The sequence below is a fragment of the Winogradskyella psychrotolerans genome (assembly GCF_018860565.1).
Lineage (GTDB): Bacteria > Bacteroidota > Bacteroidia > Flavobacteriales > Flavobacteriaceae > Winogradskyella > Winogradskyella damuponensis.
Genome location: NZ_JAHKPS010000022.1, coordinates 790,945 through 808,486, shown reverse-complemented (window position 1 = coordinate 808,486; position 17,542 = coordinate 790,945). Strand labels below are relative to the sequence as shown.

Here is a 17,542-nt window from a genome sequence, read left to right as displayed (position 1 = left end):
TCACAATTAATTGTGAACCTTTTTTGTACTCTATACTTAATTATTCTTTAAGTAAATTATCAAAGTAATTAATAGTGTGTTTAAGCCCCTCTTTTAAATGCACCTTTGGTTCCCAGCCTTCTAACTCTTTTTTTGCCAAACTAATATCTGGTTGTCGTTGTAAAGGATCATCTTGAGGTAAAGGAAGGAATGTAATTTTAGATTTGGATCCTACTAAGTCTATGACTTCTTTAGCTAATTCTAACATGGTAAACTCTATTGGATTACCAATGTTTACTGGACCAATAAAACCATCTCTACTATTCATCATGCGATGGGTTCCTTCAATTAAATCATCAACATACTGAAAACTTCTAGTCTGAGTACCATTACCAAAAATTGTAATGTCATCACCTTGGAGAGCTTGCACAATAAAGTTTGAAACAACACGACCATCTTGAGGATGCATTCTTGGACCATAAGTATTAAAAATACGTATGATTTTAATTTTAACATCGTTTTGATTATGGTAATCCATAAATAACGTTTCAGCACAGCGCTTACCTTCGTCATAACAAGATCTCAATCCAATTGGATTAACATTTCCCCAATAACCTTCTGTTTGAGGATGCACATTTGGATCTCCATAAACTTCGCTAGTAGAAGCTTGTAGTATCTTTGCACCAACACGTTTAGCTAGACCTAACATATTAATAGCTCCCATTACAGACGTTTTTACCGTTTTAATAGGATTATGCTGATAATGAACAGGTGATGCAGGACAGGCTAAGTTGTATATTTCATCAACTTCAACCATATAAGGATTAATAATATCATGACGTACTAATTCAAAATAATTATGATCCATTAAATGTTCTATATTTCTTTTAGAACCTGTAAAATAATTATCTAAACAAATAACTTCATTTCCTTCATTTAATAGGCGCTCACATAAATGCGATCCTACGAAACCAGCTCCACCAGTTACCAAAATTCTCTTCATATTTTTCCTTTTTGTGGGTCAAAAATAAGGTTTATTTTAAATAGTGACTAATAACCTGTAAACTTATAATTAACCATTTGTTTCATATATCTATAAAGCTCTGGAAATTGAGCCTTAAATTCAGTAGGTGTCTCAATAAAATTCTCTAATAATACAGCAAAAAACTCATAATGATTCGTATAAGCATAAGCTCTAAAATATTTTGACGCAATTAAATTTTCTCTAATAGTTTTATTGTGCTGTAAGTATGTCATCAAACGATTAAATCCATGCTTAAACATTAAACTACTAGCATCATTATTTACAGTTGCATTAAGATGCAGTGCATGACCAAATTCATGAATTCCAAGATTAAGGTTATCATCTCCTATTTTATAACCGTGTTTAAAATCTTCCCAAGAAAACACTATTGCTTTCATTTGAGGATTTGTTTCACCTTTATGGTATGTTTTATTAATATGAGAGTAATAAGCCTTTGGGTATATAATGACTGTTTTTATTATTTCTAAAAGATACTTACTGTATCCGTAAGTTAACATTGTAGAGGTTCCTGCGACTAAAACTTTCATCTCATCAGTAATTACTAAATCGTCTCTACCTATAAATTGGGTCTTCTTTATAAACGTAGCCACTCTATGCTCAAAGTAACGCTGATGCTTATCTGGTAATTTTTTAAAAAATAAATACTCTTTTTTTAAAATTGAATGCTGTACAGGAGTAAGTTTATTAAGCTTAAAATACGTATGAGCATATACTGGCTTTTTAAAATATGAGACATAATAAAACTGAAAAACCTTAGCCAATCGATACAAGATAAAGAGCGTTATAAGACCAATTACAATTGGTATAACGCTGTTATAAATTAATTCCGATTCAATTAGTTTTTGCTCAGTTTGTAATAGCATTTAATAAGTCGCACTAATAATTATAAAAGCTTTTATTTGATGAGCTTTTAGCGCAAACTAAAACGTTTGCTAAACCATATATTATAGAAACAAATGTATAGAAAATTGAGGTCTTTTTTATCAAAATACAAATTAAAGCCTAGGACTAGAAAAAATTAAAACATTATATTAACATCTTCTATTATGGATTATGGATTACAAATTAACACAAAAACATCATTCATAAAAAAAGCTAAATTAACGTAATGAGTATAAAAACATACAATTGGGGAATTATAGGCTGTGGCAAAGTTACTGAATTAAAAAGTGGTCCTGCCTACCAAAAAACGGAAGGATTTATGCTATCTGCTGTAATGAGAAGAAGCTTAGAAAAGGTAGAAAGTTTTGCCAAGCGACATGGAGTTCCAAAGTATTATATAAATGCAGACGATCTTATTTATGATGTAGATATTGATGCTATTTATATAGCTACTCCACCTGACTCTCATGAATATTACGCTTTAAAAGTAGCAAAAGCTGGAAAAATATGTTGTATTGAAAAACCTATGGCTCCTTCTTATGATGCTTGTACTAGGATTAACGATGCTTTTAAAGATAAAAATTTACCCTTATTTGTAGCCTATTATAGACGTTCACTACCTCGGTTTACACAAATAAAAACATGGATAGATAATCATGCTATTGGAAGTATAAGACATCTTAATTGGCACCTAAGTAAACCTGCTAATAATATAGATTTATCACAAACATATAATTGGAGGACCGATGCTCATATTGCACCAGGAGGTTACTTTGATGATTTAGCATCACATGGTTTGGATTTATTTACTTTTTTATTAGGAGACATTATTCAAGCAAATGGTATTTCAGTAAACCAACAAGGTTTATACTCTGCAAAAGATGCCGTTACTGCAAATTGGCTTCATAAATCAGGAATTACAGGTTCTGGAAGTTGGAATTTTGGTACTGAAAAGCGTGAGGACATCGTTCAAATATATGGAAACAAAGGCAAAATAGAGTTTTCAGTTTTTGATGAAAAACCTATTATTTTAGAATGCAACGGAGTATCTAAAAGCTTAGTTATTGAACATCCCGAAAACATTCAACTTCATCATGTTCAAAACATAAAAAAACATTTGTTACATCACGCAACACACCCTTCAACAGGTGTGTCTGCGGCACATACATCTTGGGTAATGGATCAAATTTTACAAACTAAATAGTAGTCTTGGTACTTTTATTTGAATCTAAACGCAATATAATATAACCTATAATAGCTGATATAAAAGAGCCTATAAGAATACCAATTTTAGCAGAATCTATGTATTCTGGTGTAGAAGCAAATGCTAAACTTGCAATAAAAATAGCCATAGTAAAACCAATACCTGCTAAAAACGCAACACCTATAATTTGCCTAAAACTAATTTCATTTGGCACTTCAATAAGTTTAATTTTTTGTGCAATCATTACAACTGAAGTAATTCCAATACCTTTTCCTAGCACTAAACAAATCACGATATTAGTAACCAATGCAATATCTAAATTATCTGCACCACTTATAAGTACACCTGCATTTGCTAATGCAAAAATTGGAATGATAAAGTAGGCTACCCAGCCGTGTAAATTATGTTCTAAATGCTGTAATGGAGATTGAAATTTAGATGACCAATCTTCTAAATCACCTATAAGCTCTATTTGTTCTGAAGAGAGAATAGGCTTTTGCAATACACTTGATTTTTTAATATCAGTATATACATTTTCTAATTGCTCTAAAAATGTTGATGTATCAATTTTTTGCCTAATAGGAACTGAAAAAGCCAATAAAATACCAGCTACTGTTGGGTGTATACCCGATTTTAAGAATAAAAACCAGATAATAATTCCAAAGAAAAACATTATAAATCGAGAGTAGTAACCTTTAAATGAGAGGTAATATAGAAACATAAGCATTACCACGGCAATCAACAATAACGTTATATTAATAGTTCCACTGTAGAATATGGCAATGACTAATACTGCTCCAATGTCATCTACAATAGCAAAGGCTGTTAAAAACACTTTAAGGCTTAATGGCACACGTTTTCCTAAAACATTCAAAATTGCTAATGAAAATGCAATATCAGTTGCCATAGGGATTCCCCATCCCTTATAGGTATCTGCATTTTGATTTAGCAATAAAAAAAAGGCAACAGGCACTAACATTCCTCCAATTGCTCCTACCAATGGAAATGCAATTTTTTTTGGAGAGTTAAGTTCTCCTATTAACAATTCTCTTTTAATTTCTAAACCAATTAGAAAAAAGAAAATAGCCATTAACCCATCGTTTACCCAAAGAATTAAAGGTTTTTTAAACTCAAATGTTTGGGTTACAATACCAATATCATATTGCCATATTTCTCTATAAACATCTCCAAAGGGCGAATTTGCCCAAATTAGAGCTACAATTGTAGCTAGCATTAATAGAATACCACTAGAGCTTTCTATTTTTACAAATTTTTGGAATGGTGTGAGAAATACTTTTTTAATCATATAAATTCAATTTGATATAAAGTGTGTTTAATTCCAAAGATAAGATTTCAAGATATGAAAGCTTAAATTTTTTCGTCATTTAAAGATTTTTTAACTTAAAATAGGCTGTTTTATAATTTATTACACTTCACATAATTTTCAAACTGAGAAAATTGATCTTTTCTAAGAAAACCTACCTACAACACTCAAAAGTAATGCATGGTCATCATTAGTTTTAAACTGTTTTCAAAACTAGTAGAAAGTTGTTTTTGACTTATTTTTATTGGAAACCATAGCCTTAATAATTTTTAAATTATGAATTCTTCAAAAAGGTAGCTTTTTAGTAAAAATTACAATTTCTTAATTTCATATATTTTAAGAGATTTATAAAAAAACCTTTAGATAATTATCGATTTAAAAAAAAAATTAGCATAAAAACACAAACTACACAATTTTAATTTATTATTTGATTGGGTAATCTTATCTTTGCCGCTTTAATAAATTCAGTACTATGAAAGTTCGTGAAAAGTTTATACTAATTTCTACAATTTTAGTTTTAGCTATTATTGGAATAGCCTTCTTTTGGTCCCCCATACTATGGATTTTTATATTAATAGGCCCACTTGTAATTATGGGGATTTTTGATATTCTACAAACCTCACATACCATCAGACGTAACTTTCCTTTAATAGGAAGATTTAGATATATGCTAGAGTCTATTAGACCTGAAATAATGCAGTACTTTGTTGAAACTGATACGCAGGGAAGACCTCTTAATAGAATTCTTAGATCTTTAATTTACAGAAGAGCTAAAGGCGAAAACGATACCGAACCATTTGGTACTCAAATGGACATTTACCATTCTGGATACGAATGGTTAGAACATTCAATGTATGCCAAGACTAACCCAAAAAACATTGGTAAGTTTCCACGTTTAATAATTGGCGGTAAGGATTGTAAACAACCTTATTCTTCAAGTTTATTAAATATTTCGGCAATGAGTTTTGGTTCATTAAGTGACAATGCAGTACTGGCCTTAAATAAAGGTGCAAAAATGGGGAACTTTGCACATAATACAGGTGAAGGTGGCATTAGTGATTACCATTTAAAACATGGTGGAGATTTAATATGGCAAATAGGTACAGGTTACTTTGGCTGTAGACATGACGATGGAAGTTTTAATGAAAAGACATTTAGAAAAAATGCGACAAGACCTGAAGTAAAAATGATTGAAATAAAGCTATCTCAAGGTGCAAAACCTGGTCATGGTGGAATTTTACCAGCGTCAAAAAACACAGAAGAAATTGCAAAAATCAGACATATAAAACCTGGTATAGCTGTGCATTCTCCTCCGTCTCATTCTGCATTCTCTGATCCTATTCAGTTTATGTACTTTATAAAAAAACTTAGAGAGCTTTCAGATGGTAAACCTATTGGTTTTAAGCTTTGTATAGGTAGAAAGCAAGAATTTATGGATTTTTGTGAAGCGATGATTTTTACAGGAATTCTTCCAGATTTTATTACCGTAGATGGTGGTGAAGGTGGAACTGGAGCTGCGCCTGTTGAATTTTCAAACTCTATGGGAATGCCGCTACGTGAAGGCTTAATTTTTGTACACGACACATTAGTAGGCTTTGGATTACGAAAAGAAATCAAAGTGATTGTTGCTGGAAAAATAATAACAGGTTTCCACATGGCAAGAGCCATAGCTTTAGGAGCTGATGGTTGTAATAGTGCACGAGCAATGATGCTTTCTATTGGTTGTATCCAAGCCTTACAGTGTAATACAAACACATGTCCTGTTGGTGTAGCAACACAAAACCCTTCTTTAGCTAAAGGTTTGGTTGTAGATGATAAAGCACCAAGAGCTAATCGTTATCATGAAGCAACAATTCATAGTTTCTTAGAACTTGTAGCTGCCGCTGGACTTAATAGTCCGGCCGAATTAACAAGAGATCATATAAGTAAACGTGTAGGTTTATATGACGTAAAAACCTATCATGATATTTATCCTCCTATTGAAGAAGGTTGTTTATTAAACATAGATACCATACCGGAAGATTATAAAAAGTTTTTCCAACTGACTCGTATTATGAAATAACAAAAACTTTTTTAGCACTATTAAGCAGCTGATAATTTTCAAAATCTCGAAAATTATCAGCTTTTTTTTCTTAAAATAATTCAATAGTCAATAGTACTTATGAGGTCTTCCTTATTCAAGTTGTATCTTTGTACTGAATTATAAAATATAAAATCTCATTTTAACTTTTATCCTAAAACACGCTAAAGAATTATTAGAATTCTTTAAAAGCACTAGCTTTTCAAAAGCCGTTTTAATTGGTATTGCAGTGACAACTCCTATTATATTAGGTATTGCAACCAACCATTTTGAAATTGGCTTGGCCATTTGTTTTGGTGCTTTTTGGTGCTCACCAAGTGATGTTAGCGGAAGATTAAAACACAAACAAGTCGGGATTCTTTTTTCGGCTATTCTTGTGGTAGTAATAAGCTTTATTGGTGGTTATTTTGACATTTCAAACTTCTTACTTTTTCCTATTCTAGGGTTTCTAACCTTTTGTATTGCCTTTATTTCAATTTACGGATTTAGAGCATCGCTAATTAGTTTTTCAGGATTATTAGCATTGGTTTTAAGTTTTGCTCATACTTCTAGCACCTTAGAAGTGTATCAATATGCCTTATTAATTGGTCTTGGCGGTATATGGTATTTATTACTTTCAACATTATGGTTTTATATTAATCCCAAAGCTCAAACCGAAGAAACCCTAACTCAAACATTCCTACTCACAGCTAGTTTTTTAGATATTAGAAGACAGCTCATTGGCGAACAACCCAACAGAGACGACTTACAGGTACAACTCTTAAATATACAAAGTGAATTAACAGAACATCATGATACTTTAAGAGAAATATTAATCTTATCTCGTAAAAGCTCTGGTAAATCGAATTATCAAAGCAGACGATTATTAATATTCATTCAATTGGTAGAACTATTAGAAACTGCTATTGCAAATCCTGTAAACTACAATAAAATGGATATGCTTTTTGATGCACATCCTGAGTTTAAAACCGATTTTCAAAAGTTGCTTTCTGAATTCTCTCTTCAATTACGCGCTATTGCACAAGATCTCAATAAGTCGAAAAAATTCCCTTCTAACAACATACTGTCAGAAACCTTTAAAACGCTTGAAAATGATATTTTAAAGTTTAAAAACGAAAACCATATTGAAGATTACGAACGCTTTTTAATGCTCCAAAATCTCCTAGACTATCAAAAAAAGCAATTTGAAAAATTAAAAAAAATCAAATGGTTATTAGGTAATCCTGAGCTGACTTCAGACGATTATATTAAAAATGACAAGCTAAAACGTTTTATTGATTCGCAAGACTACAATCCAAGGTTATTACTTAGAAACCTAAGCTTTAGGTCTACTATTTTTAAACACTCTTTACGATTATCTGTAGCTGTAATGCTAGGTTATGGTATTGGTCTATTTTTCGATTTTCAAAATCCGTATTGGATTATTCTAACTATTATCGTCATTATGCGACCTAGTTATGGACTCACAAAAACACGTTCTAAAGACCGAATTATTGGCACATTAATAGGTGCCACTCTTGCAAGCGGCCTCGTATTTCTAATTAACGACCCTTATATTTATGGTGCAGTAGGTGTACTGTCCTTAGTCGTGGCATTTTCTATGGTTCAGAAGAACTATAAAGCCTCAGCAACCTTTATAACCTTAAGTGTTATTTTTATTTATGCCATCTTACAGCCTAATATTTTAACCGTTATTCAATTTAGAGTTATTGATACCTTAATTGGTGCCGCATTGTCTTTTATAACCATGCGATGGCTATGGCCTGCATGGTCAATTATGGAGATTGGAGATAATATTAAAGATAGTTTAAAGGCCAATGCTGCCTTTTTTAAATCTATTAGCAACTTTTATCAAAAAAAAGGGCATGTACCTACAAGTTTAAAAGTAAATCGAAAAGAAGCTTTTTTACAAATGTCTAATTTAAGCTCTGCTTTTCAGCGAATGGCTCAAGAACCAGAATCAAAACAAAACCACATAGAAGACATTTACGAACTTGTTGTTATTAATCATAGCTTCTTAGCCTCTTTAGCATCGTTAAGTACATACATTCAAAACCATGCGACTTCTAAAGCTTCAGAAGATTTTAAAATGATATCTGATAAAATTGATAGCAACCTCAATAATGTCTGTTCTCAATTAAAGGGTATTAATTTTAAAGAACCAAAACCTAAAGGCGCCAGTTTTAAACCAGAACCATTTAACTTTCCTACCAACCATATCAGTAATGAAGCTATTTCACAATCTCATAGCGAACGGACTAATAAGGAAGCTCATTTAGTTTGGGAACAATTGTATTGGTTGTTTAGCTTAAGTGAAAAAATGCTGAAGTTAACATCCAAGTTTAGGTCCAAATAGCATTACTTCTAACAACTTTACTCCACCAAAATAAAAAAAACGCCTTTCAATATAATACTGAAAGACGTTTTACTAATTAAATAATTAAATCACACTATAATCAATTCATTGCAACAGCCATATGATCTTCTTTTTGAGAGCTTAAAACCCCACTCTTTGAAGCCAAAAGCTCATTTAAATAATCTTGCCATTTTTGCGCAACACTAAGCTCATCACTTAAAGTCACTTCATCATCATTATTATAAAATTCTAAATAGGTGACATCATCTCGATTATGGTTTATAAGAGATAATTGTAACTTATTAATAACATCATAATGCTTAGATTTGTTTTTAACGCGCTTCGTTTCTTTTATTATTTTACAAACAGCAACTGATTTTAAATCGACAACTTTAGCAAAAACGACATCTGTTGTTGCTTTATAAAAAAACAACTTTTGCGCATCAGTGTCAACACCTAGTGCAAAGTTATTATACATTTCAAGTTTTGTTAATTTACAGTTGTGCTGTGCTGCTTCTGTTTCTATTGCTTTACGTAATTGTTTTTTTCTTTTTGCTCTTCCGTTTATAAATAATGCAAAAGGCAGAATAACGATAGCGATAATAATCGCATCGATAATAAATAATCCTGTTTCCATGATAATTTGTTTTGGATATAATTTTTAAGTGTATAAAGATTAATATGGCGTTTTAGTCCATATTCCGACATCACTTTTACATGATGTTATTTACACTTATTTTACCAAAACGAATGAAATGGAAAAAGGGTTTCCCGTAAATGAAAATTGTAAAAACTAAGCCGCTCTGCAATAGTAAATTGTGAGCGCTGTGTCGCCGTAAGCTGTTTACTAAGATTGTTAAGACTGTGTTTTTTTGCCTGAAGCTCATCCGAAATTACAGGCTCTGCATAAGAAATACTAACAACACTGTAATCCTCTATTTGTATATCAAAAAACAGATGCTCTGTTGACAAAAATTGATAGACTTCACCTGAAGAAGAGGCTTTATAACTATTTGAAGATTCTAAATCACTATTGAGAAATTGAATATTGATAGTATTAGCAGAAGCACTCATGCTAACAATAAACAATACTATACTAAAAAGTGTTTTAAACATTTTTGAATTCAAATTACAGTACAAAGTAAATCTATAATTCTGAAATCGAATGCAAAATGATTGTTAAATTATTGTCTTTTTCATGTTGCTATTTTCATATTAAACTGTAAGCAACCAGCTTTAAACATAGACTTAAAATGAGAGATAAAGCTTACTCTCATTTTTAACAAAACAAAACGGAGCTCAAGGATTACTACGCATCCCTTAAGCTCCGTTCTGAAACTATTTATTCGTGACCTCGAGAGGATTCGAACCTCCAACCCTCAGAGCCGAAATCTGATATTCTATCCAGTTGAACTACGAGGCCATAAACACCTGTAAAAACAGGTGTCTTATTCATATTTACATCTAAGACAACTTTGCCTTTACAATATTAGAAATCGTCTTTCCATCGGCTTGTCCTGCTAATTTTTGACTTACAATTCCCATAACTCTTCCCATGTCTTTCATACCTTCTGCACCAACTGCTGCAATGGCTGTCATTACTTCTTCTGTAATTTGCTCTTCAGAAAGTTGAGCTGGCAAGAATTGACTGATCACTTCTGCTTGTGCTAATTCTGGTTCTGCTAAATCATTACGATTCTGCTCCGTAAATATTGCAGCACTATCTTTACGTTGCTTTACTAACTTAGATAAAATTTTTATTTCTTCTTCCTCAGACAAACCGTCTTGGCTACCTGATGTTTGCGCTAATAATATCTCTGATTTTACAGCTCTCAAAGCAGCTAAAGCTATCTGATTTTTTTCTTTCATTGCTGCCTTCATAGCAGTCATTATATCTACTTGTAAACTCATAATTGTATTCTTTTTAAAGAAATGCGAAGATAGAAAAAGTTTTGCTTACGTGATGTAAGATTAGCTCTAAAACAAAAGCCGCTATAAACAAAAAGCCCAAAAAGTTTGAGGGACTTTTTGGGCTTGACTTAAGTGCTTTAACACAATAAATTAAACTTGCTACTAATCTACGTTATCGTGTAAAAATGAATTGTTACTTCTTAATTGAATATCGTCATTTTCATCGGTTCCAACAGACATTCTAGAAGCTTTAATCTCAGAAGAGTGCTGTGCATCTTCCAGGTTAACACCTTGTCTTTTGTAAGCAGGTACTTTTTCGATTTCGTTTATTTTAGCATCATTAAATTTATAATTGAAATCTTTCATTTTTCTTCTACGTTCATCTGCACGAGCAATAAGCAACTCAGAGATAGGACTGTTCATTGGATCAATCTCTTCTTCTTTAACTTCTGCTGCTTCATCCATAGGAATTGTTTTCTTTTCAAAAACAATTTCTTCTTTTACTTCTGTTTTTTCCTTTTTAGTATTTATAGAGGAATGAAATGTTTCAAAATCATCTAATGCATAACGTTTTTCACCTTGCTCATTAACCTCTGTTACTGAGATAATTTCTACAGGTGCATTAACATCTATATCCTTAACTTCTTCCTCTAAACTAAAGAACATTTTTTCTTCCTTAGCTTTAGGCTCTTCATCTTTTTCCTCTGCTTTATTTGCCAATGGTAAATCAAAAGAAAAAGTGATTTGCTCTTCTTTTGGTTCTTCAATGACTTCCGCTTTATTTACAATTGGAGTAATCACAAAATCTTCAGGCTCAATTGTAGCTTCTGGTTTTTTATCTAAAACTTCATCATAAACCACATTCATATTTTTCAATAAATCTGTTGTAGCGATTAAGTCTGTTCCATTGTTTTCTTCCGCTTTTGGCTCTTTCTTTACCTCTTCTTCGACTTCTTCTTCAAGCAAAGTGTGACGAACAATTGGTGTCTCTTTTTCTTTTTCTAAAACGATATCTGGTGTAATAATCGCAGGCTCTTTTTCTTGTGTACTTGTTTCTGTTGTTTCACCTAAAGCATGAATAACTTTCTTAGTTTCCGTATTAGAAATTTCATTCTGCTGATCCAAATCAAATCCTGTAGCAATAATAGTTACAGAAATAGATTCTTGTAACGCTTCATCTTCACCAACACCCATAATAATATTGGCTCCAAATCCAGCTTCAGTTTGAATATGATCATTTATTTCTCCGATTTCATCGATAGTAATTTCTTGAGACCCAGAAACGATTAGCAACAATACGTTTTTAGCTCCTGTAATTTTATTATCGTTAAGTAATGGAGAGTCTAAAGCACTCATAATAGCTTCTTGTGCTCTAGTTTGACCAGAGGCAGTAGCAGATCCCATAATCGCTGTACCACTATTACTTAATACGGTTTTAGCATCACGTAAATCAATATTCTGAGTGTAGTGATGTGTTATAACTTCTGCAATACCTCGAGATGCTGTTGATAATACTTCGTCTGCTTTAGAGAAACCTGCTTTAAACCCAAGGTTTCCGTATACTTCACGAAGTTTATTGTTGTTAATCACAACTAATGAGTCTACATGAGAACGCAATTTTTCTATACCACGTTGGGCTTGTGCATTACGCATTTTACCTTCAAACTGAAATGGCATAGTTACAATTCCAACCGTTAAGATATCGAGTTCTTTAGCCATTTTAGCAATGATTGGTGCAGCACCTGTTCCTGTTCCGCCACCCATTCCTGCAGTTATAAATACCATTTTTGTATTGGTATCTAACATTCTGCGAATGTCTTCTAGACTTTCTATTGCTGCTTCTTCTCCAACATCTGGATTGGCACCTGCTCCTAAACCTTCTGTTAAGGCAACACCTAATTGTATTTTGTTTGGAACACCACTATTTTGAAGTGCTTGAGAATCTGTATTACAGATTACAAAATCAACTCCTTTAATACCTTGCTGAAACATGTGATTGATGGCGTTACTTCCACCTCCACCGACACCAATTACTTTGATGACGTTTGATTGGTGCTTTGGCAAATCAAATGAAATGTTTCCAAATTCGTTGCTATTACTCATTTTAATTATGATTATGGGTTTTCAATTCTATTTTTAATTCTATTTAGATAATTTGTTATTGCGTATTATTCCGCATTGTCCAAAAAATCCTTTACGCGTTCCGTCAGCTTATCTAAAAATGAACGTCGTTCTTTTTTTGGTTCTTCTACTACAACATCCATTTCTGGCTCTTGCATTTGTTCTTCTTCTACAGCCGCAATCATTTCTTCTTCAATTGCTTCTACTTTTTTACGTTCTTGACGCTTTAAGCCATCCATAACTAAACCAACTGCTGTTGCAAATAATGGACTTGCTATATCTTCGTCACTATCACCAGCTAAATGTTCATTAGGATAGCCTATTCTAGTATCCATGCCTGTGATATATTCTACCAATTGCTTTAAGTGTTTGAGCTGCGCTCCACCTCCTGTTAAAACAATACCACCAATTAGTTTTTTCTTTTGCTCTTCGTGACCGTAATTTTTTATTTCGACATAAACTTGCTCTATAATTTCTACGACTCTAGCGTGGATAATTTTAGACAAGTTTTTTAATGTAATTTCTTTTGGTTCTCTTCCTCTTAATCCAGGAATAGAAACAATTTCATTATCCTTGTTTTCTCCTGGCCACGCCGATCCAAATTTCACTTTTAAAAGTTCAGCTTGTTTTTCTATAATTGAACAGCCTTCTTTTATATCTTCAGTAATTACGTTTCCTCCAAAAGGTATAACAGCAGTGTGACGGATAATACCATCTTTAAATACAGCCAAATCTGTTGTTCCTCCTCCTATGTCAATTAACGCAACACCAGCTTCTTTTTCTTCTCTGCTTAAAACAGCATTTGCCGAAGCTAAAGGCTCTAGCGTAATACCTTCTAAATTTAAGCCTGCACTTTGTATACAACGACCAACATTTCTAATCGATGATACCTGACCAACTACAACATGAAAATTGGCTTCCAAACGTCCACCATACATTCCTATTGGCTCTGTTATTTCGGCCTGACCATCAATTTTAAACTCTTGTGGTAACACATGAATAATTTCTTCGCCAGGAAGCATTACTAATTTGTGAACCTGATTGATTAAACGATCAATATCCTCTTCATCAATAACCATATCAGAATTTGGGCGCGTAATGTAATCGCTATGTTGCAAACTACGTATATGCTGACCTGCAATACCAACGGTAACATCTTCAATTTTTTCACCAGCAGCAGCCTCAGCTTCTTGAACTGCTTGTTGAATAGACTGAATGGTTTGGGTGATATTATTTACCACACCACGATGCACACCCATACTTTTGGCTTTACCTAAGCCTAAGATTTCTACTTTATCATACTCGTTTTTGCGACCAATCATGGCCACAATTTTTGTGGTTCCTATATCTAGGCCTACCGAAATGTTTTGCTTGTCCATAATTTACTTTTTGGTGCAAATAACTTGTTTATCAAACTTTAAATTCACTTTTGAATAATGATCTAAAACTTGGTCTTTTAAAGCTTTTTGATAAAAAGCCTTAAAATTATTCATCTTTTTTTTGAGTTGTTTTAAAGTTCCTACATGAACCGTAAAATCACATTTTCTAATTTTAAAATCAATAGTATTATCGTCATTTTGACGAATCTCAATGATATGTTTCTTTAAGAAATCATCTTCATCTACAGTTTTTGCAAATTGAAAGACTGTTTCGAGCTTATTTTTCTCAATATTACCAGTAACGAGTGGTACCCTTGCTGCATAATTATAAGACAAAGGCATATAACCACCTTCATCATCGATATAATATGACGCATTTGTGTGCACTCTTGCAATAGGTCGTTTCTGTTCGATTTCAGCCGAAAGTGCACCGTTTACTGACATAAACACTTCCGCTTGCTTTATCATTGGATTAGATTTCAGGGCAGATTCTAATTTATTCAAATCTATAATTTCTTTAGGTTGCTCCGAAACAGGTTCCTGATTTACTATTAACAATTTACTAACATTCGCATCTGTTATAAACAATTTGTTTTCTCCTAAGAATGTGATGTTAGGCTCGCTTACTTTTCTAGTTTTATTTCTTTGATTAGAAAAGGCAAACAAAAAACTCACCAAAACAATTAAACCAATGATTTTTATGTAGTTATAATTTATTTTAAACATAGAAAGCTTCTTTTATATGTTTAACTTCAACTCCAATATCTCCAGCTCCAATTGTTAAAACGATTTGAGCTTCAGATTTTTTAATTTCATTAATTATTTCTGTCTTTTGAATTAATTTTTTATTCGAATTTTCAATCTTATCTAGAAGCCATTTAGACGTTACTCCTTCTATAGGTAATTCTCTTGCTGGATAGATATCTAACAGCAATAATTCATCGAATTTTGAAAGACTTTCTGCAAATCCATCTGCAAAATCTTTTGTTCTACTAAACAAATGCGGTTGAAAAATAGCCAATACCTTTTTATCTGGATACATTTCCCTTACGGCTTGATGTACTGCATTAATTTCTTCAGGATGATGCGCGTAATCATCTATAAACACAAAATTATCTGTTTTAATCTGATACGTAAATCTGCGCTTTACACCCTGGTAAGTTTCTAAACCTTTAGCGAGTTCTTCATAAGAGCAACCATATTCTGCAGCCATAGCCAATGCAATTATTGCATTAGATAAGTTGTGTCTGCCTGGCAGGCTAAACTTGAAATTTTTATAAATCCCACTTGGTGTCTTAACATCAAAAACATAACTACCGTTTGCTATAGAGATATTTTGAGCACAATAATCAGAATCGTCTTCAATTCCGTAAGTAATCCCCTCTAACGGCAAACCATTTTTAATAAATAATTTTCCGTTTGGCTTTATACACTCTGAAAATTCCTTAAAGGTACTTACTAGCGCTTCTGCATTTCCATAAATATCCAAATGATCTGCATCCATTGATGTTATGCAGGCCAAATCTGGTGACAAGGTTAAAAACGAACGATCAAACTCATCGGCTTCTACAACTGTAACTTCTGTTCCGTTAATAATTAAATTGGAATTATAATTCTCACTTATTCCACCCAAAAACGCCGTAACAGGCACATTACACACATGTAACAAATGCCCTAAAATACTTGTTGTAGTTGTTTTACCATGTGTTCCCGCAACAGCAAGACAAACGGTTTGCTTGGTAATTTCACCTAAAACTGTAGAACGTTTTAAAACATTAAAACCATTAGCTTTAAAATAGTTGAATTCTGAATGATTTTTAGGAATTGCAGGCGTATATACTACAAGTGTGTTTTCAGGATTTAAAAAGACCTCTGAAACAGCTTTAATATCATCTTCAAAGTGAATAGTAACACCTACCTCCTCAAGCGAATTTGTAATTTCAGTAGGTGTTTTATCATAACCTGACACTTGCTTACCATTGGCTACAAAATAACGCGCAATAGCACTCATTCCGATACCTCCGACACCAATAAAATAGACGTTATTTACTTTACCGAAATTCATTTACTTTTTAATAATTTTTCAACTTCATCAACAATAGCATTTGTTGCATTTACCAATGCTAAGGCTTCTATATTTTTACTTAATTCGCTTTGTTTATTTTTATTAGAAATTAATTCTGAAAATTCGTTTTGAAAATCAGTATTCAAATCTTTTTCTCGTATTAAAACAGCGGCATTTTTATCTGCAACCGATTTTGCATTTTTAGTTTGATGATCTTCTGCCACATTTGGCGATGGTATAAAAACCACTGGCTTGCCAACAATACATAATTCCGAAACCGAAATAGCACCTGCTCTAGAAATAATAACATCTGCAGCGGCATAAGCCAAATCCATCTGATTTAAAAACGCATGAACTTGCACATGCTCTAATTCGTTATACTGCTTGTACTGGTCGTAATACAGTTTTCCACATTGCCATATGACTTGAATATCTTGTGCTTCAAAAAAATTGATATTTTCTTCTATAAGCTGATTGATCCGTCTTGCACCTAAACTCCCGCCCAAAACTAAAAGTGTTTGCTTATTGTGTGTTAACTTAAAGACATCTTTACTTTCAATATGCTTATCTTTTACATGTAACAAATCTTTTCTAATTGGGTTACCGGTCAACCTAATTTTAGCTTTTGGAAAGAATTTTTCTAACCCTTCATAAGCCACACAGATGGTATTCACTTTTTTTGCCAGCAACTTATTTGTAATTCCTGGGAATGAATTCTGTTCCTGAATTAAACTTGGTATACCTTTTGACGAAGCCACCTGCAACAATGGACCACTAGCAAAACCTCCGGTTCCAATAACGGCATCTGGCTTAAACGCATTTACAATTTTTCTTGAACGCAGCAAACTGCTTAATAGTTTAAACGGGAATGCTAAATTCTTCAATGTTAATTTGCGTTGGATCCCAGAAATCCATAAGCCTTCAATTTTATAACCGGCTTGTGGCACCTTATCCATTTCCATGCGATCAGAAGCACCAACAAACAAGAACTTGGCATCAGGATAGCGCGACTTTAACTCGTCTGCAATCGCAACCGCAGGATAAATATGCCCTCCTGTTCCTCCTCCTGATAGGATAAATCGATATGTCTTATTATTTTTCAATCTTTAAAATTCCAACGTTTTAACTTTAGTAAAAACAGCCTTAAAATCCCCTCAAGGAGACAATAACTCAATTCAAATTACTCTAAATTCATT

Annotated in this window: 14 protein-coding genes and 1 tRNA gene; 3 read left to right on the top strand and 12 right to left on the bottom strand. The window is 32.7% G+C overall.

Annotation, left to right across the window (positions count from 1 at the left end; all coding sequences use genetic code 11):
• Nucleotides 1-40: 40 nt before the first annotated feature.
• Both KO504_RS12390 and KO504_RS12385 read right to left on the bottom strand, forming a co-directional pair.
• On the bottom strand, nt 41-982 hold the full coding sequence (locus KO504_RS12390; RefSeq protein WP_215927283.1) for a UDP-glucuronic acid decarboxylase family protein: 942 nt from the start codon (nt 980-982) through the stop codon (nt 41-43).
• 47 nt (nt 983-1,029) lie between these two features.
• Complete coding sequence (locus tag KO504_RS12385) at nt 1,030-1,887, bottom strand: zinc-dependent peptidase (RefSeq protein ID WP_215927281.1); 858 nt, start codon at nt 1,885-1,887, stop codon at nt 1,030-1,032.
• 245 nt (nt 1,888-2,132) lie between these two features.
• Between KO504_RS12385 and KO504_RS12380 the strand changes: the two genes are divergently transcribed.
• Nucleotides 2,133-3,110 (top strand): Gfo/Idh/MocA family protein, encoded by a 978-nt coding sequence (locus KO504_RS12380; RefSeq protein ID WP_215927279.1) that lies wholly within the window; start codon nt 2,133-2,135, stop codon nt 3,108-3,110.
• On the opposite strand, the gene nhaA is transcribed toward KO504_RS12380, so the two are convergent.
• Nucleotides 3,103-4,416, bottom strand: a complete 1,314-nt coding sequence (gene nhaA, locus KO504_RS12375) for a Na+/H+ antiporter NhaA (protein WP_215927277.1) — start codon at nt 4,414-4,416, stop codon at nt 3,103-3,105. The two genes, KO504_RS12380 and nhaA, sit on opposite strands and share 8 nt — an antisense overlap.
• A gap of 490 nt (nt 4,417-4,906) precedes the next feature.
• Between nhaA and KO504_RS12370 the strand changes: the two genes are divergently transcribed.
• Both KO504_RS12370 and KO504_RS12365 read left to right on the top strand, forming a co-directional pair.
• The gene (locus tag KO504_RS12370) at nt 4,907-6,496 is read left to right on the top strand and encodes an FMN-binding glutamate synthase family protein (protein WP_215927275.1); all 1,590 of its coding nucleotides are present in this window, start codon (nt 4,907-4,909) and stop codon (nt 6,494-6,496) included.
• 247 nt (nt 6,497-6,743) lie between these two features.
• Entirely contained in the window at nt 6,744-8,870 is a 2,127-nt protein-coding gene (locus KO504_RS12365) for an FUSC family protein (protein ID WP_354667395.1), read from the top strand.
• 100 nt (nt 8,871-8,970) lie between these two features.
• On the opposite strand, the gene KO504_RS12360 is transcribed toward KO504_RS12365, so the two are convergent.
• The 9 genes from KO504_RS12360 to murG form a co-directional block, all read right to left on the bottom strand.
• Nucleotides 8,971-9,507: a hypothetical protein gene (locus KO504_RS12360; protein ID WP_215927273.1), complete on the bottom strand. Its 537-nt coding sequence runs from the start codon at nt 9,505-9,507 to the stop codon at nt 8,971-8,973.
• A 101-nt stretch (nt 9,508-9,608) separates the two neighbouring features.
• Nucleotides 9,609-9,986: a hypothetical protein gene (locus tag KO504_RS12355; RefSeq protein WP_215927271.1), complete on the bottom strand. Its 378-nt coding sequence runs from the start codon at nt 9,984-9,986 to the stop codon at nt 9,609-9,611.
• 233 nt (nt 9,987-10,219) lie between these two features.
• A tRNA-Arg gene (locus tag KO504_RS12350) sits at nt 10,220-10,293 on the bottom strand.
• Between the two features lie 41 nt (nt 10,294-10,334).
• Nucleotides 10,335-10,781 (bottom strand): GatB/YqeY domain-containing protein, encoded by a 447-nt coding sequence (locus KO504_RS12345; RefSeq protein ID WP_215927269.1) that lies wholly within the window; start codon nt 10,779-10,781, stop codon nt 10,335-10,337.
• Between the two features lie 162 nt (nt 10,782-10,943).
• Nucleotides 10,944-12,884, bottom strand: a complete 1,941-nt coding sequence (gene ftsZ, locus KO504_RS12340) for a cell division protein FtsZ (RefSeq protein ID WP_215927267.1) — start codon at nt 12,882-12,884, stop codon at nt 10,944-10,946.
• 65 nt (nt 12,885-12,949) lie between these two features.
• Entirely contained in the window at nt 12,950-14,281 is a 1,332-nt protein-coding gene (gene ftsA, locus KO504_RS12335) for a cell division protein FtsA (protein ID WP_215927265.1), read from the bottom strand.
• 3 nt (nt 14,282-14,284) lie between these two features.
• Nucleotides 14,285-15,007 (bottom strand): cell division protein FtsQ/DivIB, encoded by a 723-nt coding sequence (locus tag KO504_RS12330; protein WP_215927263.1) that lies wholly within the window; start codon nt 15,005-15,007, stop codon nt 14,285-14,287.
• Nucleotides 15,000-16,346 (bottom strand): UDP-N-acetylmuramate--L-alanine ligase, encoded by a 1,347-nt coding sequence (gene murC, locus KO504_RS12325; RefSeq protein WP_215927261.1) that lies wholly within the window; start codon nt 16,344-16,346, stop codon nt 15,000-15,002. The genes KO504_RS12330 and murC overlap by 8 nt, the downstream gene beginning before the upstream one ends.
• A complete protein-coding gene (gene murG / locus KO504_RS12320) occupies nt 16,343-17,449 on the bottom strand; it encodes an undecaprenyldiphospho-muramoylpentapeptide beta-N-acetylglucosaminyltransferase (RefSeq protein ID WP_215927259.1) in 1,107 nt (368 codons plus the stop codon). The genes murC and murG overlap by 4 nt, the downstream gene beginning before the upstream one ends.
• Between the last annotated feature and the right edge of the window lie 93 nt (nt 17,450-17,542).